Source organism: Pseudarthrobacter albicanus (assembly GCF_018224015.1).
Taxonomy (GTDB): Bacteria; Actinomycetota; Actinomycetes; order Actinomycetales; family Micrococcaceae; genus Arthrobacter; species Arthrobacter albicanus.
The window spans coordinates 1-14,940 of the sequence record NZ_JAGPOT010000036.1 but is presented as its reverse complement, the minus strand read 5'-3'; the positions used below and the strand labels follow the sequence as shown (position 1 = coordinate 14,940).

At 67.6% G+C, this 14,940-nt stretch carries 18 protein-coding genes; 10 read left to right on the top strand and 8 right to left on the bottom strand.

The annotated features are described in order from the left end of the window. From paaC to paaA, 3 genes are read right to left on the bottom strand one after another with little or no spacing between them, the layout of a single operon-like run. The gene (gene paaC / locus J9611_RS09900) at nt 1-963 is read right to left on the bottom strand and encodes a 1,2-phenylacetyl-CoA epoxidase subunit PaaC (protein ID WP_211879753.1); all 963 of its coding nucleotides are present in this window, start codon (nt 961-963) and stop codon (nt 1-3) included. Beyond that, nucleotides 960-1,289, bottom strand: coding sequence for a 1,2-phenylacetyl-CoA epoxidase subunit PaaB (gene paaB / locus J9611_RS09895; RefSeq protein ID WP_211879751.1), 330 nt, complete (start codon nt 1,287-1,289; stop codon nt 960-962). The genes paaC and paaB overlap by 4 nt, the downstream gene beginning before the upstream one ends. Then, nucleotides 1,286-2,317, bottom strand: coding sequence for a 1,2-phenylacetyl-CoA epoxidase subunit PaaA (gene paaA / locus J9611_RS09890; RefSeq protein ID WP_211879749.1), 1,032 nt, complete (start codon nt 2,315-2,317; stop codon nt 1,286-1,288). Before paaA ends, paaB begins: the two co-directional genes overlap by 4 nt. 187 nt (nt 2,318-2,504) lie before the next feature. On the opposite strand from paaA, the gene J9611_RS09885 reads away from it, so the two are divergent. Genes J9611_RS09885 through J9611_RS09870 form a run of 4 tightly spaced genes read left to right on the top strand, consistent with a single transcriptional unit; the run spans nt 2,505 to nt 5,015 of the window. Beyond that, entirely contained in the window at nt 2,505-3,236 is a 732-nt protein-coding gene (locus J9611_RS09885; protein ID WP_211879747.1) for a helix-turn-helix domain-containing protein, read from the top strand. Continuing rightward, nucleotides 3,229-4,080, top strand: coding sequence for a Fic family protein (locus J9611_RS09880; protein WP_211879745.1), 852 nt, complete (start codon nt 3,229-3,231; stop codon nt 4,078-4,080). Before J9611_RS09885 ends, J9611_RS09880 begins: the two co-directional genes overlap by 8 nt. A gap of 28 nt (nt 4,081-4,108) precedes the next feature. Then, nucleotides 4,109-4,402: an LCP family protein gene (locus tag J9611_RS09875; RefSeq protein ID WP_211879743.1), complete on the top strand. Its 294-nt coding sequence runs from the start codon at nt 4,109-4,111 to the stop codon at nt 4,400-4,402. After that, nucleotides 4,368-5,015: an arsenate reductase/protein-tyrosine-phosphatase family protein gene (locus tag J9611_RS09870; RefSeq protein ID WP_211879742.1), complete on the top strand. Its 648-nt coding sequence runs from the start codon at nt 4,368-4,370 to the stop codon at nt 5,013-5,015. Before J9611_RS09875 ends, J9611_RS09870 begins: the two co-directional genes overlap by 35 nt. Before the next feature lie 39 nt (nt 5,016-5,054). Here J9611_RS09870 and J9611_RS09865 read toward each other — a convergent pair whose 3' ends face one another. The 4 genes from J9611_RS09865 to J9611_RS09850 all read right to left on the bottom strand — a co-directional run bounded on the left by J9611_RS09865 (nt 5,055) and on the right by J9611_RS09850 (nt 7,890). Next, nucleotides 5,055-5,330: a DUF4386 domain-containing protein gene (locus J9611_RS09865; protein WP_281414554.1), complete on the bottom strand. Its 276-nt coding sequence runs from the start codon at nt 5,328-5,330 to the stop codon at nt 5,055-5,057. Then, entirely contained in the window at nt 5,215-5,667 is a 453-nt protein-coding gene (locus J9611_RS22730) for an RES family NAD+ phosphorylase (RefSeq protein ID WP_504741950.1), read from the bottom strand. Before J9611_RS22730 ends, J9611_RS09865 begins: the two co-directional genes overlap by 116 nt. Before the next feature lie 421 nt (nt 5,668-6,088). Further along, nucleotides 6,089-7,618 carry a CYTH and CHAD domain-containing protein gene (locus J9611_RS09855; protein ID WP_211879737.1) on the bottom strand — a complete coding sequence of 510 codons (1,530 nt, stop codon included), beginning with the start codon at nt 7,616-7,618 and terminating at the stop codon, nt 6,089-6,091. Between the two features lie 5 nt (nt 7,619-7,623). Beyond that, a complete protein-coding gene (locus J9611_RS09850) occupies nt 7,624-7,890 on the bottom strand; it encodes a hypothetical protein (RefSeq protein WP_211879735.1) in 267 nt (88 codons plus the stop codon). A 190-nt stretch (nt 7,891-8,080) separates the two neighbouring features. On the opposite strand from J9611_RS09850, the gene J9611_RS22315 reads away from it, so the two are divergent. Beyond that, nucleotides 8,081-8,203 (top strand): hypothetical protein, encoded by a 123-nt coding sequence (locus J9611_RS22315; RefSeq protein ID WP_281414553.1) that lies wholly within the window; start codon nt 8,081-8,083, stop codon nt 8,201-8,203. A gap of 402 nt (nt 8,204-8,605) precedes the next feature. Here J9611_RS22315 and J9611_RS09845 read toward each other — a convergent pair whose 3' ends face one another. Beyond that, nucleotides 8,606-9,796, bottom strand: a complete 1,191-nt coding sequence (locus J9611_RS09845) for a carboxylate-amine ligase (protein WP_307857068.1) — start codon at nt 9,794-9,796, stop codon at nt 8,606-8,608. Between the two features lie 147 nt (nt 9,797-9,943). Between J9611_RS09845 and ppk2 the strand changes: the two genes are divergently transcribed. The 5 genes from ppk2 to J9611_RS09820 all read left to right on the top strand — a co-directional run. After that, a complete protein-coding gene (gene ppk2, locus J9611_RS09840; protein WP_211879732.1) occupies nt 9,944-10,879 on the top strand; it encodes a polyphosphate kinase 2 in 936 nt (311 codons plus the stop codon). Nucleotides 10,880-11,130: 251 nt separating this feature from the next. Continuing rightward, nucleotides 11,131-12,237: a PP2C family protein-serine/threonine phosphatase gene (locus J9611_RS09835; RefSeq protein ID WP_211879730.1), complete on the top strand. Its 1,107-nt coding sequence runs from the start codon at nt 11,131-11,133 to the stop codon at nt 12,235-12,237. Between the two features lie 24 nt (nt 12,238-12,261). Then, nucleotides 12,262-14,256, top strand: a complete 1,995-nt coding sequence (locus J9611_RS09830) for a glycosyltransferase family 2 protein (RefSeq protein WP_211879728.1) — start codon at nt 12,262-12,264, stop codon at nt 14,254-14,256. Then, complete coding sequence (locus J9611_RS09825) at nt 14,246-14,578, top strand: STAS domain-containing protein (RefSeq protein WP_211879726.1); 333 nt, start codon at nt 14,246-14,248, stop codon at nt 14,576-14,578. The genes J9611_RS09830 and J9611_RS09825 overlap by 11 nt, the downstream gene beginning before the upstream one ends. After that, on the top strand, nt 14,571-14,940 hold a 370-nt coding region (locus tag J9611_RS09820), incomplete at its 3' end, for an ATP-binding protein (protein ID WP_211879724.1). The genes J9611_RS09825 and J9611_RS09820, both read left to right, overlap by 8 nt.

The following is a 14,940-nucleotide window of genomic DNA, read 5'->3' as shown; positions in this document are numbered from 1 at the left end:
CTACCAGGTGGCTCCCGGGTACTCGCGGGCGAGCACCTGCATTTCGGCGAGGAGGTAGCCGAGGTGTTCGGAGTGCAGGCCGCGGCGTCCGCCGCCGGGGGCGGCCTTGACCTGCGGGACGTCGAGTTCCGCTTCGGCGAGGACTTCGCCGGTGAGGCGGTCGAAGTCCGCGCGCAGGCTGGAAGGCTCGACGGCGGCCCCGGTCCCGGCCAGGCGGGCGGTGAGCTCGTCGTCGCGGAACAGTTCGTCCACGTACGGCCAGATGACCTGGAAGGCGTGGATCATCTTTTCGCGGGACTCGTCCGTGCCCAGGGCCAGGCGCAGGACCCACTGGGCGCTGTGGTCGCGGTGGTAATCCACTTCCTTGACGGCCTTGGCGGCGATGCCGGCCAGGGTGGCGTCCGTGGATTCGGTGAGGCGGCGGTACAGCTCGTACTGGTAGTAGCTGACCACGAACTGCCGGGCGATGGTGACGGCGAAGTCCCCGTTGGGCTGCTCGAAGATCTCCACGGAGCGGAACTCGGGCTCGCGGCGGAAGTAGGCGAGATCGTCCTCGGTCTTGCCCGGCTTTCCGTCTTTGGCATACGCGCCGCCGGCGTAGCTCAGGAACGACCGGGCGTGGCCCAGTTGGTCCAGGGCGATGTTGCCCAGGGCGATGTCCTCCTCGAGCTCCGGGCCGCGAGAGATCCAGTGGCCCAGGCGCTGCGCGAGGATCAGGGCGTCGTCGCCCAGGCGCAGGGCGTACTCGGCGGCGTCGTCGCTGGGCTTGGCGGTGCCGCGGCTGACGGCCAGGGCGATGTCCTCCGGGCGCAGGGCGTTGCCGGGCGTGATGCGGGTGGCGCTCGCCGCGGCGTCGCCGCTGCCGGCTCCGAATTCGGCGCCGGCTCCGGGGACGCCGACGGAGATGTCGCCGTGGCCGGCGGTTTCTTCTGCGGGGACCGCAGTCTCAGGTGTGGTGCTCACAGGTGCTTCACGCCCTCGCTCTTGGTGTAGTACGTGGCGTGGCGGTAGTCCTTGCCCTGGGGCGATTCGAAGAACGCGCCCTTGGAGTCCGGATCGCTCGAGGCGATGGCGTCCGCCGGGACCACCCAGATGGACACGCCCTCGTTGCGGCGGGTGTAGAGGTCGCGGGCGTTGCGCAGGGCCATCACGGCGTCCGGCGCGTGCAGGGAGCCGGCGTGGACGTGGGAGAGGCCGCGGCTGGAGCGGACAAAGACTTCCCAGAGCGGCCAGACGTTTCCTGCCGTGTGGGGGGCGGGTGCTGCCGCGGGTGCGGTTGAGTCGTTCATGCTGCAAATTCCTTCTGTGCTTGCTTGCGGCTCTGCTTATCGGCATAAGCCACCGCGGCTTCGCGCACCCAGGCGCCGTTTTCGTGGGCTTCGCGGCGCCGTTCGAGGCGCTGGGCGTTGCAGGGGCCGCGGCCGGAGAGGACTTCGTGGAATTCGTCCCAGTCCAGCGGGCCGTGCTCCCATTTTTTGGTCTCTTCGTTGAAGCGGATGTCCTTGTCCGGCAGCGTGAGCTCCAGGACCTTGACCTGCTCCATCATCATGCCGACGAAGCGGGCGCGCAGCTCGTCGTTGCCGAAGCGCTTGATGTTCCACGCCATGGACTGCTGGGAGTTGGGCGAATCCTGGTCCGGCGGGCCGAACATCATCAGGGCCGGGGCGTACCAGCGGTTCACGGCCTCCTGGGCCATCTGCTTCTGCTCGGGCGTGCCGTGGGAGAGTTCCAGCAGGATCTCGAAGCCCTGGCGCTGGTGGAAGGATTCTTCCTTGCAGACCCGGACCATGGCCCGGCCGTAGGGGCCGTAGGAGGCGCGGCACAGCGGCACCTGGTTGGCGATAGCGGCGCCGTCGACCATCCAGCCGATCGCGCCCATGTCCGCCCAGGTCCGGGCGGGGTAGTTGAAGATGGAGGAGTACTTGGCTTTGCCGTCCATCAGGTCCTGCATCATCTGATCGCGGGGCTGGCCGAGGGTCTCGGCGGCGGAGTACAGGTACAGGCCGTGGCCGGCCTCGTCCTGGACCTTGGCCATCAGGATGGCCTTGCGCTTCAGGCTGGGGGCCCGGGAGATCCAGTTCGCCTCCGGCTGCATGCCGATGATCTCCGAGTGCGCGTGCTGCGAAATCTGGCGCACCAGAGTCTTGCGGTATGCCGGGGGCATCCAGTCGCGTGGCTCGATCCGGGAGTCATCCGCCATGACCTTGTCGAAGTATGCCTGGCCTTCAGCGTCACGCCGGGCCGCATCTTCGAGGCTCTGTTCGTGTTGTGCAGGTGTTTGCTCAGCGGGCACTGACTGCAGGGGCTGCGATGCCATGGGTTGCTCCTATGCATTTCCGATAAATAATTACCGACCGTTCGTTCAGGATATGCGGAAGGCGGGAGATGCGTCAAGCAACGGGGGCGCCGCGGGTGGCGCGCTCGAAATGGCCCGCGTGGCGACCCGCGAGGATCACCAATCCCACCCTTTGCATATATGCAATTTTTTCCGTAGCGTTGCGTATATGCAAAACGTCGTTCGAGAGGCCATCCGGCACTCCGGGTACAGCCGCAGTGAGCTCGCCCGCCGCGCGGGGGTATCCACCTCGACCGTGACCCGGATCGAGAAGGGCGCCTCAGATCCGACCCTGGGCATGGTCACCCGGATCCTCGCGGCGGCAGGGCTGCAGCTGCCAGCAGCGACCGAGCCGCTGTGCGATCCGGAGGCGCTGCGGGCCGCACGGTCCATCATCGGCGGCGTCACTGCCCCGGATCACTCCGGCATGGCCGGCACCCTCATGCGCTGGGCGAGCCCGGATGGTTCCCCGCAGCCGCGCAAGCTGGCGCGTGAGGCCGGCGCTGCCGCCCCGCCACGGCTCCGGCCCGGTGCCACCCAGGCAACCTCCGACTGGAACTTCCTGCGGATCTGCTCAACCGTGTCCGCGACCCGCAAGGGCTGGGCCGTGAGTGGAGCCCCAGCCGCGACCCGGATAGGAGCCACAGAGGTGCCGGGCGGCCCGATCATCCTCTACGTCGAGGAACCCCGCAGGGTCGCCACCCTGATCAACCATCCCGGTGCGGCCGCGGCCGACATCATCGTGCTGCCCTTCGACGGACACAGTGAGGCAGGTGCCTGGAACGATGAAGGTGTCATCTGGGCGGATCCGATTCAAATCATCCTGGACTGCTACGGCATGGCCGAGACCGCGGCACAGGCCGTTGAACTCACAACAGACTGGGAGCCGGGCAATGACTGAGCCACCACGCTGGGGCGTCGGCTCCAACCAGTACAAGAAGCGCCGGGTCCGCCCCCGCCTCAACGAACCCGCCCCTGACCTGCTGAACACTGCCGCGAAGGACCGGGAGCGGGAACTCGGCTTCGCATGGGACTCCGCCGCAATTCCCTGGCACTTGATGCCGGACATGGAAGTCCCCCGCGCTGTGGCCCGCTTCGAGGGTCAACTAGCCGGCCATGTCTGGGACGCCGCCGCGCTCGAAGGCAACCCATATACACTCCCCGAGGTGCAGACCCTCCTGGAAGGCGTCACGGTCGGCGGACACCGGCTCAATGACGAGAAGCAGGTCCTGGCCCTCGCCGCATCCACCCGGATGCTTCACGACATGGTCCAGGCCGGCAGCTTCGAGCCCGTAAAAGAGGTTTCCGACCGGCTGCACGGCGTCGTGGCGCCTCACGAAGCGATCGAGGCCGGGCACTTCCGCGGCGAAGGATCCGTCCGCGGTGGAGGAACGGTTAATCTCGGTGAAGCCGGAACGTTTTATGCGACCGGCTGCGAAGATGGCGGGGAAGCGCTCAGGGACGAATACGACCGAGGCCGGGCTTACCTTTCGACGCTCCAGAACCCAGTGGAACGGGCCGTGGCGTACTTCTGCTTCGGCACCCGGCACCAGTTCTACTTCGACGGCAACAAACGTACCTCCCGGCTGATGATGAACGGCATCCTGATGGGCTCGGGGCACGACGCGATTTCGATCCCGTTCAGCCGACGGCTCGAATTCAATCAGCACCTCATCGAGCTGTACGCGGATGCAAATGCCACCCCGCTGATGGAGTTGATCATTGACTGCCGTCCGCCGGGCTGACCCGGAAGCTGTCGGCGGGAGGGTGATCGTGAACCGAAACCCGGTCACTCTGCAGAAGGTGCTCAGCTCGGTGTCTCCCTATCTGAGCGTTGCCCCGGGACTGGACTCCGTGGAGGCCGGCCGCCTGGCGTTCAGCCTCCGGGATGTCCAGAGCCAGGATACCGTCGCGTTCACGCTGCCCGCCGCCGGAATCGGCACCTCTGCGGACGGCCAGTCCATCGTCCTGCCGGACTGGGGTGCCATCGATGAGATCAAGGCTGCACTGAGCGGGGATAGACTGGGCGACTATGCCGCAGCCAAGAGTCTCGGAAACGGAAACTAGGGGCGACGCCACGTCGCTACCCATCCGGATCCTCACCGTCTGCACCGGCAACATCTGCCGTTCCCCCGTCGCCGAGCGCCTGCTCCAGGCCGGGCTCGACCAGGTGGAGCCGGGCGCCTTCCGTGTGCGCAGCGCCGGGACCCGCGCCATGGTGGGCGAACCGGCCCAGCCGGGCTCCGCCAGGATCATCACCGCCTACGGCGGAACGCCCGAAGGCTTTGCGGCCCGCCAGCTGACTCCGGCGATCCTGCGCGACACCGATCTGGTGCTGACGATGGCCGCCCGGCACCGCGGCGAGGTGCTGCAGCTGGATCCGTCCCTGCTCCGGCGGACCTTCACCATCCGTGAATTTGCCCGGATGCTGGACGCCCTGGAGGAGCGGGGGGCAGGGCAGCGGGACGGCGATCCGTCCGCGGCCTCTGATCTGGGTGCCGTGTGGCGCGGGCTTCCCGCGCGGGCGGCGTCCGTCCGGCACCTGGCGCTGGCCGCGGATGCCTCCCAGAACGACGTCGTCGACCCCTACCGCCGCGGCGAGAACGTGTACCTGCAGATGGAGGACGAGCTGGCGCCGGCACTCCTCACCATCCTGCGGTTCGCCCGCCTGCACGGCTGACAATCCCCCGGCCGGTCAACTCCCCGCACACTGCGGCAGTCAGCCGGCGGCGCCGCGCCGACCGGACGGCGCCACGTCGTCGGGCATTCCGGCGGTGATGGGAGAGTTCCGGAAGCCCTTGACGATGAGGTAGATGCCCAGCGACGCCTCCCAGAGGAACTCCGGGACTGTGAAGATTCCTGACCACACGGAGACCTGGTCATAGAGTCCGAACAGCACCGCGATCCCGGAAGCAAAGACGAGGGGGCCGCCGATGAGCCCCAGCAACGCCATGGGCCGCGGCACGAGGCCGGACCGGTACATCAGGTATCCCAGCAGCAGCCCGTTCCCGAAACCGGCAAGCAGCCCGGGGGCACTTTGACACGGACTCGCCGCATTCCGGCGCGAAATCGCCGGTTCCGGGCCTCAAAGTAGCCCCGGACGGCGTCGCCAGCCTGGTCGCCAGCCTGAGGGCGCCAAGCTGGTCGGCCACGGCCACGCGGTCGCCGAAGACCACGAAGGCGTGGTCACGGTTGTCCTGCCGGGACATCCACTCGAGCCCGTCGAAGCCTTCGGCATGGGCCGCCTGCGCCCATTTGCGGGTCTGCGAGTAGTTCTCGCCGGGGGTCTCGGTCAGCTGGCCGGCCTGCACGCCCAGGGCCCTGAGCCCCATTCCGGAGAAGGCGGCCAGCCGCAGGTCGCGCCGGATGGCCGCGGCCAAGAGGACGCAGGGGCCGTAGACGGAGTACGGCAGCTATCCCCCGCGGCGGACACATCCCCTACGGCGACTACAAGAGGTCATGGCCGCCGTCGAGATCCAACGCGAAGTGCGCCTGGCATCATTCCTCGGAAAAGGTCTCAGGGCCCTCCGGGTGTCCCCGAAGGGAAGCGGCCAACCCGGCGAGAACTATGCCCAGACCCGCAAACGGGGGCAGGCCGCCGGTCCAGGTCATCACCTCGCCGGGGACCTGCCGGACATGCAGGCGGAAGGTCCGGTTTCCGCCGGTCCGTCCGGATTCTGATGGTGCCGCCGTTGCGCACCTGTCCGTCGATGCGGATGATGCCGGAGGCCCAGACGGTGAAGATGTGGCAGGTCAGTGGCGCAGCCGGATGCCCAGCGCCTTCTTCTTGGCGGCTTTGCGGTACCGGTCTTCGGTGTCGCGGGCGATGCGCTCTTCGATCTCCAGCAGCCCGGCGTAGCTGCGGGCGGTGTCGGGGGGCAGGTCCAGCCCGGCGGCGAGGCGGGTCAGGAGGGCCCGGGCCATGACGCTGTCCTGATGGTGGCCGAGGATTTCCTGCAGCCGCCGGGCGGATTTTGCCAGTTTGCGGGCGCGTTTTCCGTGGATGCCGGCGACGGATTCGGCGGCATGCCTGAGCCGTTTGGCGTCTTTGCGGACCTGGTGCAGGGCGGCGTCCCGATCGGCCCCGGCCGCGGGCCGCCTGGCGGCTTTGCGGGCGCGGGCCAGGCGTTTGGCTGATTTGTCAACCAGTCCGGCTGTCACCTTGCGGGCGGGCCGGGACGCCAGGTGCATGGCGGGTGGGTGGTCGCGGAAGTCTTCGAGGCTGTCCAGAAGCCGGTAGTACCGGCCGGTCCCGAGCGTCGTGATGACCTTTTGGTAGCCGGCGTCGTAAGCGGTGCCGAGCTCGTGGTCGAGCGGCCCGGGGAGTGACCCGGAGCTGCCCTCCTTCGGCAGCTCGCCAAGATGTTGGCGGAGGCGTTCACGCATGACTTCGGCATCACGCGCCCCGCCCAGGATCCGTGCCAGCCATTTCAGTTCATCGCCAAGTTTTTTGACCCGGGACGCGTCGAAAAGCTTGCGGTAGGTTGCCAGGGCGGAGCGCATCCGGCGGGTCGCGGATCGCATCTGGTGGACGGCGTCCGGCGTCTCCAGCCGCACCCCCGGGTCATGCGTGAACAGTTCCGTGATCCGCTCATCCAGGTAGGCGGTCACGACGTCGGCTGCCGGTCCTTTCTTCCGCGGCTTCCGCGGCGGTCCCGTGGCGGGGCCGCGTTCGGGCGGCCAGGCGCCGCCGATCGCCCGTGCCAGCTTGGAGGCATGGCCGGAGCGGCGGGCCCCGGTGCGGGCGAGGGTCTCTTCGGCGGCCGTGAAGAAGCGCCCCGCGCCGTGGACGAGTTCGATCTCCCATTCACGCCAGTGCTGCTCCGTCTGTACCGGATGCACGGTTTCGGCGTCGACCTGGTCGTCGGCGAAGTCGGCCAGGTGCTCGCCTCCCGGCGCGTACAGCCGGTATGTGGTGCGCTGCGTGGTCAGACGTGCGACGGGCATGAGGTCTTCGCCGCGGGTGTACACGTGCAGGTGGTCTTTCAGCTCCTCCGGCACGGTGTCGGGCCGGCCCAGCGGCGCGTGGATCTCCTGGCGCCGATCCTCTCCGGCGGGGAGTTTCAGGTGCCATCCGTGGTCGGTTCCGCCGGTGCGCCGCCGCAGGGTGATCCGGCGAGCGGCGAGGGCCAGGGTGGGCGTGTCGAAGTAGACGGCCTCAAGACGATCCGACACCGGTTCCGCGACCCGTTCGACGCCGGGGATGTCCGACAGTGCCGGCAGCCGGGTGGAGGTGTCGGCGTCGTACTTTTGCTCGTTTTCAACCTGCCCGGGGGACGCCATGGCTGTCAGGTATCCGCCCCGGTTGCGCCTTCAAGCGTCCAGGAGGCGAAGATTGCGGCGGCGACGTCCTCGCGGAGGTAGTACTGGCGGCGTTCCTGGGGTATCAGGCTGCCGCGGACAACGTAGTAGCCGCGGCCTTCACCGGGTCCGCCCGCTGCCCGGTCAATGGTGTCCAGCATGTCCCGGTCCAGGGACTGGTCCGGGCCGCGCTGCCGGAGCACGGCCAGGTCTTCCGGGAGCAGTGCAGCGATGAGCCCTTGAATGTCAGTCATTCTCCGCATCCTTGCCGGCACCGCTGAACGTGGTGTGGTTTCCCCGCGGACGTCTCCGGGGGTGCCTGGGCCGGTTTTCGTCCTCCCCGATTCTAGGGGCAGGCCACCGGCATGCAACAGGCCTTGTTTTCGTGCAGGACGGGAAGTGAACGGCTGCGCTTATCCGCCCCTCGGGTCGTTTCGGGGTGGGGTGGCGGCACCCGCCACACCCACGCCCACCGAATCGCCCGAACCTCCCGCCGTGGCCGCCGCGCTGGGCGAAAACCGGCTCGGCGAGTGCGTGGCGGCCAACGGGCTGCAAGGCGGCAACTGAGGCGGGGGCCGAGTCCCACCGGCCCAACGGGGGCACTTTGACACGGACTCGCCGCATTCCGGCGCGAAATCGCCGGTTCCGGGCATCAAAGTAGCCCCGGACGGCGCCGCCAGCCTGGCCGCCAGCCTGAGGGCGCCAAGCCGCCGTCCTAGGCTGCCAGCCGCAGGCCTCCCGTGCGCGAACTGCCGACCGGGACCCAGCCCGAATTCGGCCTGAAGCGCCGGCGCCAGCCGGTCGCAAACGTCCGCAGGGTCAATGCCGCAAGCCGCCCCTCAGCCGGCGCCAAGGTCCGGGCAATCCTTGGCCACCTGGCCCGCAGCCAGACGCAACTCCTGACGCCGTCGGCCGCGCCACCATCAACCCGGATCCGGTCCTTGCAGCAGGTGGCGAAAGGTGTCGGCGTTAGCCGGCGATGGCGGCTAACTCGCCGCTTGGGATGGCGGTTTCTGCGGCCCAGGTAAGGAACCGGTCCCCGGGCGGGTCGTCATCGGCGGGTTCCTGATGGGTAAGGGCGGTGGCGTGGGCGACGACGTCGGCAAGTCTGCCGTTGCGTTCGAAGGCCTCCCGCTGCCGGGTGGCCCCCGTGCCCTGGCTGAGGATCCGTTGCATGGACTCCGCGGCGTAGGCTCCGTCCCCGGACTCCCCCAGGGCGGCGCCGACGTGGTCGTGGAGTGCAGTGAGTACATTTCGTGCGGTGTCCGGCCTGTGCGTTACCGGGTGGAGCAGCTCCCCGTGAACGCCGAACCGGCTGGCCCGCCAGGCACCCTGGCGCAGGACGGCTGCGGGAACCAGGTCCGGCGGCTGTCCGGCTTCCCACTCCCGTGCCGCGGTCTCCACCAGAGCCCGCACCAACGCGGCGATCAGGGCGGCGTCCCGGGCATCCAGGCAAACATCGGATACCCGGACCTCGACGGTAGGGTGCCGGGCGGACAGGCGCGCGTCAAAATCCGGGCTGGAGACGACCCCGGTGGCCGAGAGGTCCGCCACCAATGAGTGATATGCCCGTGCCGATCCGAAGACCTCCGCCGGCCCGGCGGAGGACCACCGGTTCCAGGCCTGGGTGCGGAAACTGGCGTAGCCGCTCTCGGTGCCGTTCCAGAACGGTGAATTCGAGCTCAAGGCTATAAGCGGCGGCAGCCAGGCCCTGATCCGGTCCAGAACCGCGACTCCTTCCTCATCCGAGCCGACTGAAACATGGACATGGAATCCGCAGGTCAGCTGCTCCCGGGCAGTCAGGGCAAACTTTTCGATCAGCGCGTCGTAACGGTCGTTGCGGGTGTGACGTGGTGCGACCGGTACCGGGGACGTGGCGAGGGCCGCGATCCGTCCACCCGCCTTCCGGGCCAGCGCATCGGCATAGGCGCGGCCAGCCCTTATCTCGGCGGCGAGTCCGCTCAGGCTGCTGTGCGGGCGGGTGATGACTTCAAGTTGTTCCTGCTGCAGCTCGACGGCCAGGACCGGGAGCGGAGAAGGGCGGTTCACTACCGGGCGGCCGGGGTCATGGAGGCGCAGCAGCTCTGCCGCCAGGGGCAGGGGGCTGCCGTTGTAGGGATCCACGATCAGAAATTCTTCCTCGACACCAAAAGTACGCACGTGATAAGTGTGGGCCACGAAAGCACCAGCGACGGACCACACCCGGGACGTCCCGCCGTCGCCCGCGCTGTTAGACTGCGGGCGACAGCTCGGCGGGGGTTCGGCGAGGGTTCGGCGAGGGTTCGGCGAGGCCGGAGGGGGCCGGGGATGGCACAGGCGGACAGACGGTGGACACCGGAGGACCAGGGGTGGGTCCGGGAGAACCTCCGGGAGGCCATCGACCATCTGGTGGAGATGGAGTTCACGGTGCGCGGCGGGCAGGGCGAGGACCCTGAACTGATCAATCCCGGCGGTTCGGCCGTGGAGACGTGGCGGGAGGACTACCCGTACGACGAGCGGATGTCCCGGGAGGAGTACGAGCTCGAGAAATACCGGCTGCAGATTGAACTGCTCAAGTTCCAGTACTGGGGCCAGGACCATGACCTCAGGCACGTGATCGTTTTCGAGGGCCGGGACGCCGCCGGCAAGGGCGGGACGATCAAGCGCTTCACTGAGCACCTGAATCCCCGCTCGGCCCGGGCAGTGGCGTTGAGCAAACCGTCCGACCGTGAACAGGGCCAGTGGTATTTCCAGCGCTACATCGAGCACCTGCCCACGGCCGGGGAGATCGTGATGTTTGACCGCTCCTGGTACAACCGGGCGAATGTCGAGCGGGTCATGGGCTTCTGCACGGATCAGGAGTACCGCACCTTCATGGAGCAGGCGCCGCTCTTCGAGAGGATGCTGGTGGACTCCGGGATTCACCTGACCAAGTTCTGGTTCTCGGTGACCCGCCACGAGCAGCGCACCCGCTTCGCGATCCGGCAGATCGACCCGGCGCGGCGCTGGAAGCTCTCCCCCATGGACCTGGCCTCCCTGGACCGGTGGGAGGACTACACGGAAGCCAAGGAAGCGACGTTCCTGCGCACCGACACGGACCATGCGCCGTGGATCACCATCAAGTCCAATGACAAGAAGCGGGGGCGGATCAACGCCATGCGCTTCTTCCTCAACCAGTTCGATTATGGGGACAAGGACACCTCGGTGGTCTACGAGCCGGACCCGCTGATCGTCCGTCGCGGCCGCGACGCCGCCGGCGACTAAATCGAGGTTCGGCCCTTGGCAGCGTAGCCACCCCCGGGGCAGGTCAGCCGACGTTTTCGGAGACCACTCCCCGTTCCCAGGAAATGGCCGGGTTGTCTCCAGCAGTTCGGCGGTCACTTTGTTCATCTCGCCCTGGTCCCCGACCTCGTCGGGGTGCCCTCAGGCCTCCCCGACGCCGTTGCTTTCCACAGCGCGTCCGATGCAGACCATGCACAGTACTCTTGACGATGACGGCCATGGGAGGACGCTAAATGAATGTGCATCTAAAACCAGCCGGCGAGGCGGAGCGGGACCGGCTGGTGTCCCTGCACAGCCTGTCCCTGATGGACACGCGGGACAGCGAGCGGCTTTTCGTGAAGTCACCGCAGGGGACGGTCCGGACGGAGATGGACCGGAAAGACACCTTCTGCGCCGCCACCATTGCCCAGCCGGACATCCTGATGGTCCCGGATGCCACGGCGGACCCCCGGTTCGCGGCCCTGCCTGACGTCGTCGGCGGCCGCCGTGTCCGTTTCTATGCCGGACGGCCGCTGAGCGTGGATGCCGGCAGCAGGGTCGGCACCCTCTGCCTGTTCGACACCCAGCCCCGTCATCTCTCCGAAGATCAGCTGCGGCAGTTGGACGAACTCGGGAGCTGGGCCGAACGTGAACTGCAGGATTCCGGGGGCCGGGACCGGGCCCGCGCCGTGGAGCAGGCCCTGCTGCCCTCCACGCTGCCCGGGGCGCCGCACTATGAGGTTTCCGCGATCTGCCTGCCCAGAGGGGACGTGGGCGAGGACTTCTACTCGTGGAGCGAATCCGAAGGCATCGTGGATCTGATCCTTGCCGACGTGATGGGCAAGGGCACCGCGGCGGCGCTCATGGCCGCAACGGTCCGAAGCGCCGTGCGCAGCGCCGGAGGCAACAGGCCGGCCGCGGTTCTGGACCGGGCCAGCGAGCTCCTGGCACAGGATCTGGAGAGTACGGCCACGTTCGCGACGGCTTTTCTGGCCAGGCTTGAGCTGGCCACGGGGCGTTTGGAGTACGCCGATGCCGGGCACGGCCTAAGCATCATCGTCGCCGCCGACGGCTCCTACCGACGACTGCACGGTCACGGGCTGCCTCTGGGAATCGGGGAACCGGGTTCCTGGCACACGGAACATGCTGTGCTGGCACCCGGGGAGACTCTTGCGAGTTTCACCGACGGACTCCTGGACCTTTACGACGGTACCCTCGCGGCCCTTGACGACGTCGCCGCGCTCATCCGGCACTGTAACCCTGCAGGCATCACGACGCTCCTGCAGGACCTCCACCGGGGCACCCAGCCGGATGACGACGTCACCGCCATTTTCCTCACCCGTCTTCATGCTTCGGCCTAGTGCGGCTACGCCGCGAGAGGCAGCATGAGAGCGTTTGCCACCCGGCTGGTGGTGGTGCTGACCATCATTCTCGGCGTGAACTATGTTGCCTGGCGCTGGGCCTCCTCACTGAACTGGGATGCTTGGTGGATCGCCGTTCCGTTGGTCGCGGCCGAGACCTACAGCCTGATCGACGTCATGCTGTTCGGCATGACCGTGTGGCGGCTGAAGGTGCGTACGGCTGCTCCGCCGGCGGTCCCCGACGCCAGCGTGGACGTCTTCATCACTACCTACAACGAGCCGCTGGACCTGGTGATGACAACCGCCCTCGCGGCGCAGCGGATCCGCCACCCGCACAGCACCTGGATTCTCGACGACGGCGCGCGGCCCGGACTGCGCGACCTCGCCGCCATGCACGGGCTCGGCTATGTGACCCGCAGCGAGGACTGGAAGGACATGCCCCGGCATGCCAAGGCCGGAAATCTCAACAACGCCCTTATGGTCACGGAGGGCGAGTTCCTGTTGATCCTCGACGCCGACCAGATCCCTGAGCCGGACATCCTCGAGAAGACGCTGGGCTACTTCAACAACCGGCGTGTGGCACTGGTGCAGACTCCGCAGTACTTCAGCAACGTCCCCGCGGATGATCCCCTGGGCAGCCAGGCACCGCTGTTCTACGGGCCCATCCAGCAGGGCAAGGATGGCTGGAACGCCGCTTTCTTCTGCGGATCCAACGCCCTGCTCCGCCGCGAAGCCCTCATGCAGCTGGGCCTGGTGGGCTATGTGAAGGAGACCGAGAGAAGCATCCGCCGGGCCTTGGCTGCGTCCCGGTCCGCCATCCGCAAGGCACGGAAATCGGCGGGCTCCGCGTCTCCGCTCGTGGCGCAGATGCTCAACGAGGTGGAGACCGCAACGCAGCAAGCGCGGCGGCAGCTCGACGACGGCGACACGCTTGGCGAGATCACCTACCGGGTCCGCCGGAAGGTGGACCAGGCCGTCCAGACGCTGGTCCAGGCGGACGTTTCCGCCCTGCAGGCAGATCTTGAAGAAATCGCCGCCATGGAGTTCGCGCACGTCGGCGACTCCGGTGTCCCTGTGGTGACCGAGGACGCCGTGAAGCGGTTGACCGCCCGGGACTGGTCCCCGCTGGGCGCCTTGGAATCAACGCAGGCGGTGCTGGATGCCCTGTCCGTGGAGCGCACCGGCGAGGCTCAGCCCGTCATGCCGCTGGCCACGATTTCGGTGACCGAGGACATGGCCACCGCCATGCGCCTGCACTCCATGGGCTGGCAGAGCGCCTACCACCACGAGGTCCTGGCCTACGGCCTCGCCCCGGAGGACATCGCGACCATGCTCACGCAGCGGCTGCGGTGGGCCCAAGGCACCATGCAGGTGATGCTCCGGGAAAACCCGCTGGTGCAGCGCGGTCTCAAGTGGGGCCAGCGGCTCATGTACTTCGCCACCATGTGGACGTACCTCAGCGGCTTCGCGGCCGTGATCTACTTCGCGGCGCCCATCGTCTACCTCTTGCTCGGCATCCTGCCCGTGACCAGCCTCAGCGGCGACTTCTTCATCCGGTTCATTCCGTTCATGATCGTCAACCAGCTGCTGTTCGCCGTCTCCGGCCGCGGCATCCCCACCTGGCGCGGGCAACAGTACAGCCTGGCGCTGTTTCCCACCTGGATCAAGGCGTGCACGACGGCGGCCCGCAACGTCTGGTTCGGCCGTCCCCTGGGTTTTGCGGTCACGCCCAAGGACCGCCAGGCCGGCGGTCCCAGCTGGAGCCTGATCCGCCCGCAGATTATCGTGTCCGCACTTTTGGCGATTTCAGCCGTCGTGGGCATCGCGCGTCTTGCCACAGGATTATCCGAACCGGTCGGTACGCTGGTCAACGTCGCCTGGGTGGTGTTCGACCTCGTGGTCATGAGCATCCTGGTCCGCGCGGTCCTGTATAAGGGTTTTGAACCTGGCGCTGTGCCAGAAGGTGAAGCCGTGCCCGGCGCGGGTCCGGCAGAGGAGAGGAATAACATTGGAACTTAGCTATGAAGTCAAAGACTCGTATGCGGAGATCAGGGCCGCTGGGCGGCTGAACATGGTGTCCGCGCCGAAACTGCGGGACTTCGTGGCGGATGTCGTTGCTTCCGGGTCCAGCCGGATCGTGCTCAATCTGGCGGACACTGCCTTCATGGACTCCTCCGGGCTCGGGGCCCTCATCGGCTGCCTGAAGGCCGCCCGGCAGGCCGGCGGGGACCTCCGCATTGCAGCCGTCCAGCCCCAGGTGAAAATGGTGCTCGAGTTGACCAGTATGGACCGTGTGCTGACCTCCTATGCGTCTGCCGATGAGGCTTTCGGCGATGACTGAGATCTTGGCCCGCCGGAGCTTCCGGGACCGCGCCACCCCGGAGTCCATTGACGCAGTCCATGCCCAGTTGGATGCCGTCTGGGAGGACGCATCCTTCGTTCCGGACATCGACCGCATGACATTTGCGACAGCCGTCATCGAAGCTGCCAGCAACGTGGTCCAGCACGCGGTCCCTGAGTCCGCGGCGCCCGTGGAACTCGGCGTCGACATCTGTATCCGGGAAGCGAGCCTCAGGGCCAAGGTCAGTGCCTTTGGCGCGGCCAGCCCGGAAATTAACGAGGCTGAGCCGGGAATGCCGGACGACGACGCGGAGTCGGGGCGGGGAATGGCCTTGATCCGGGCCCTCGTCACGACTGTGACGT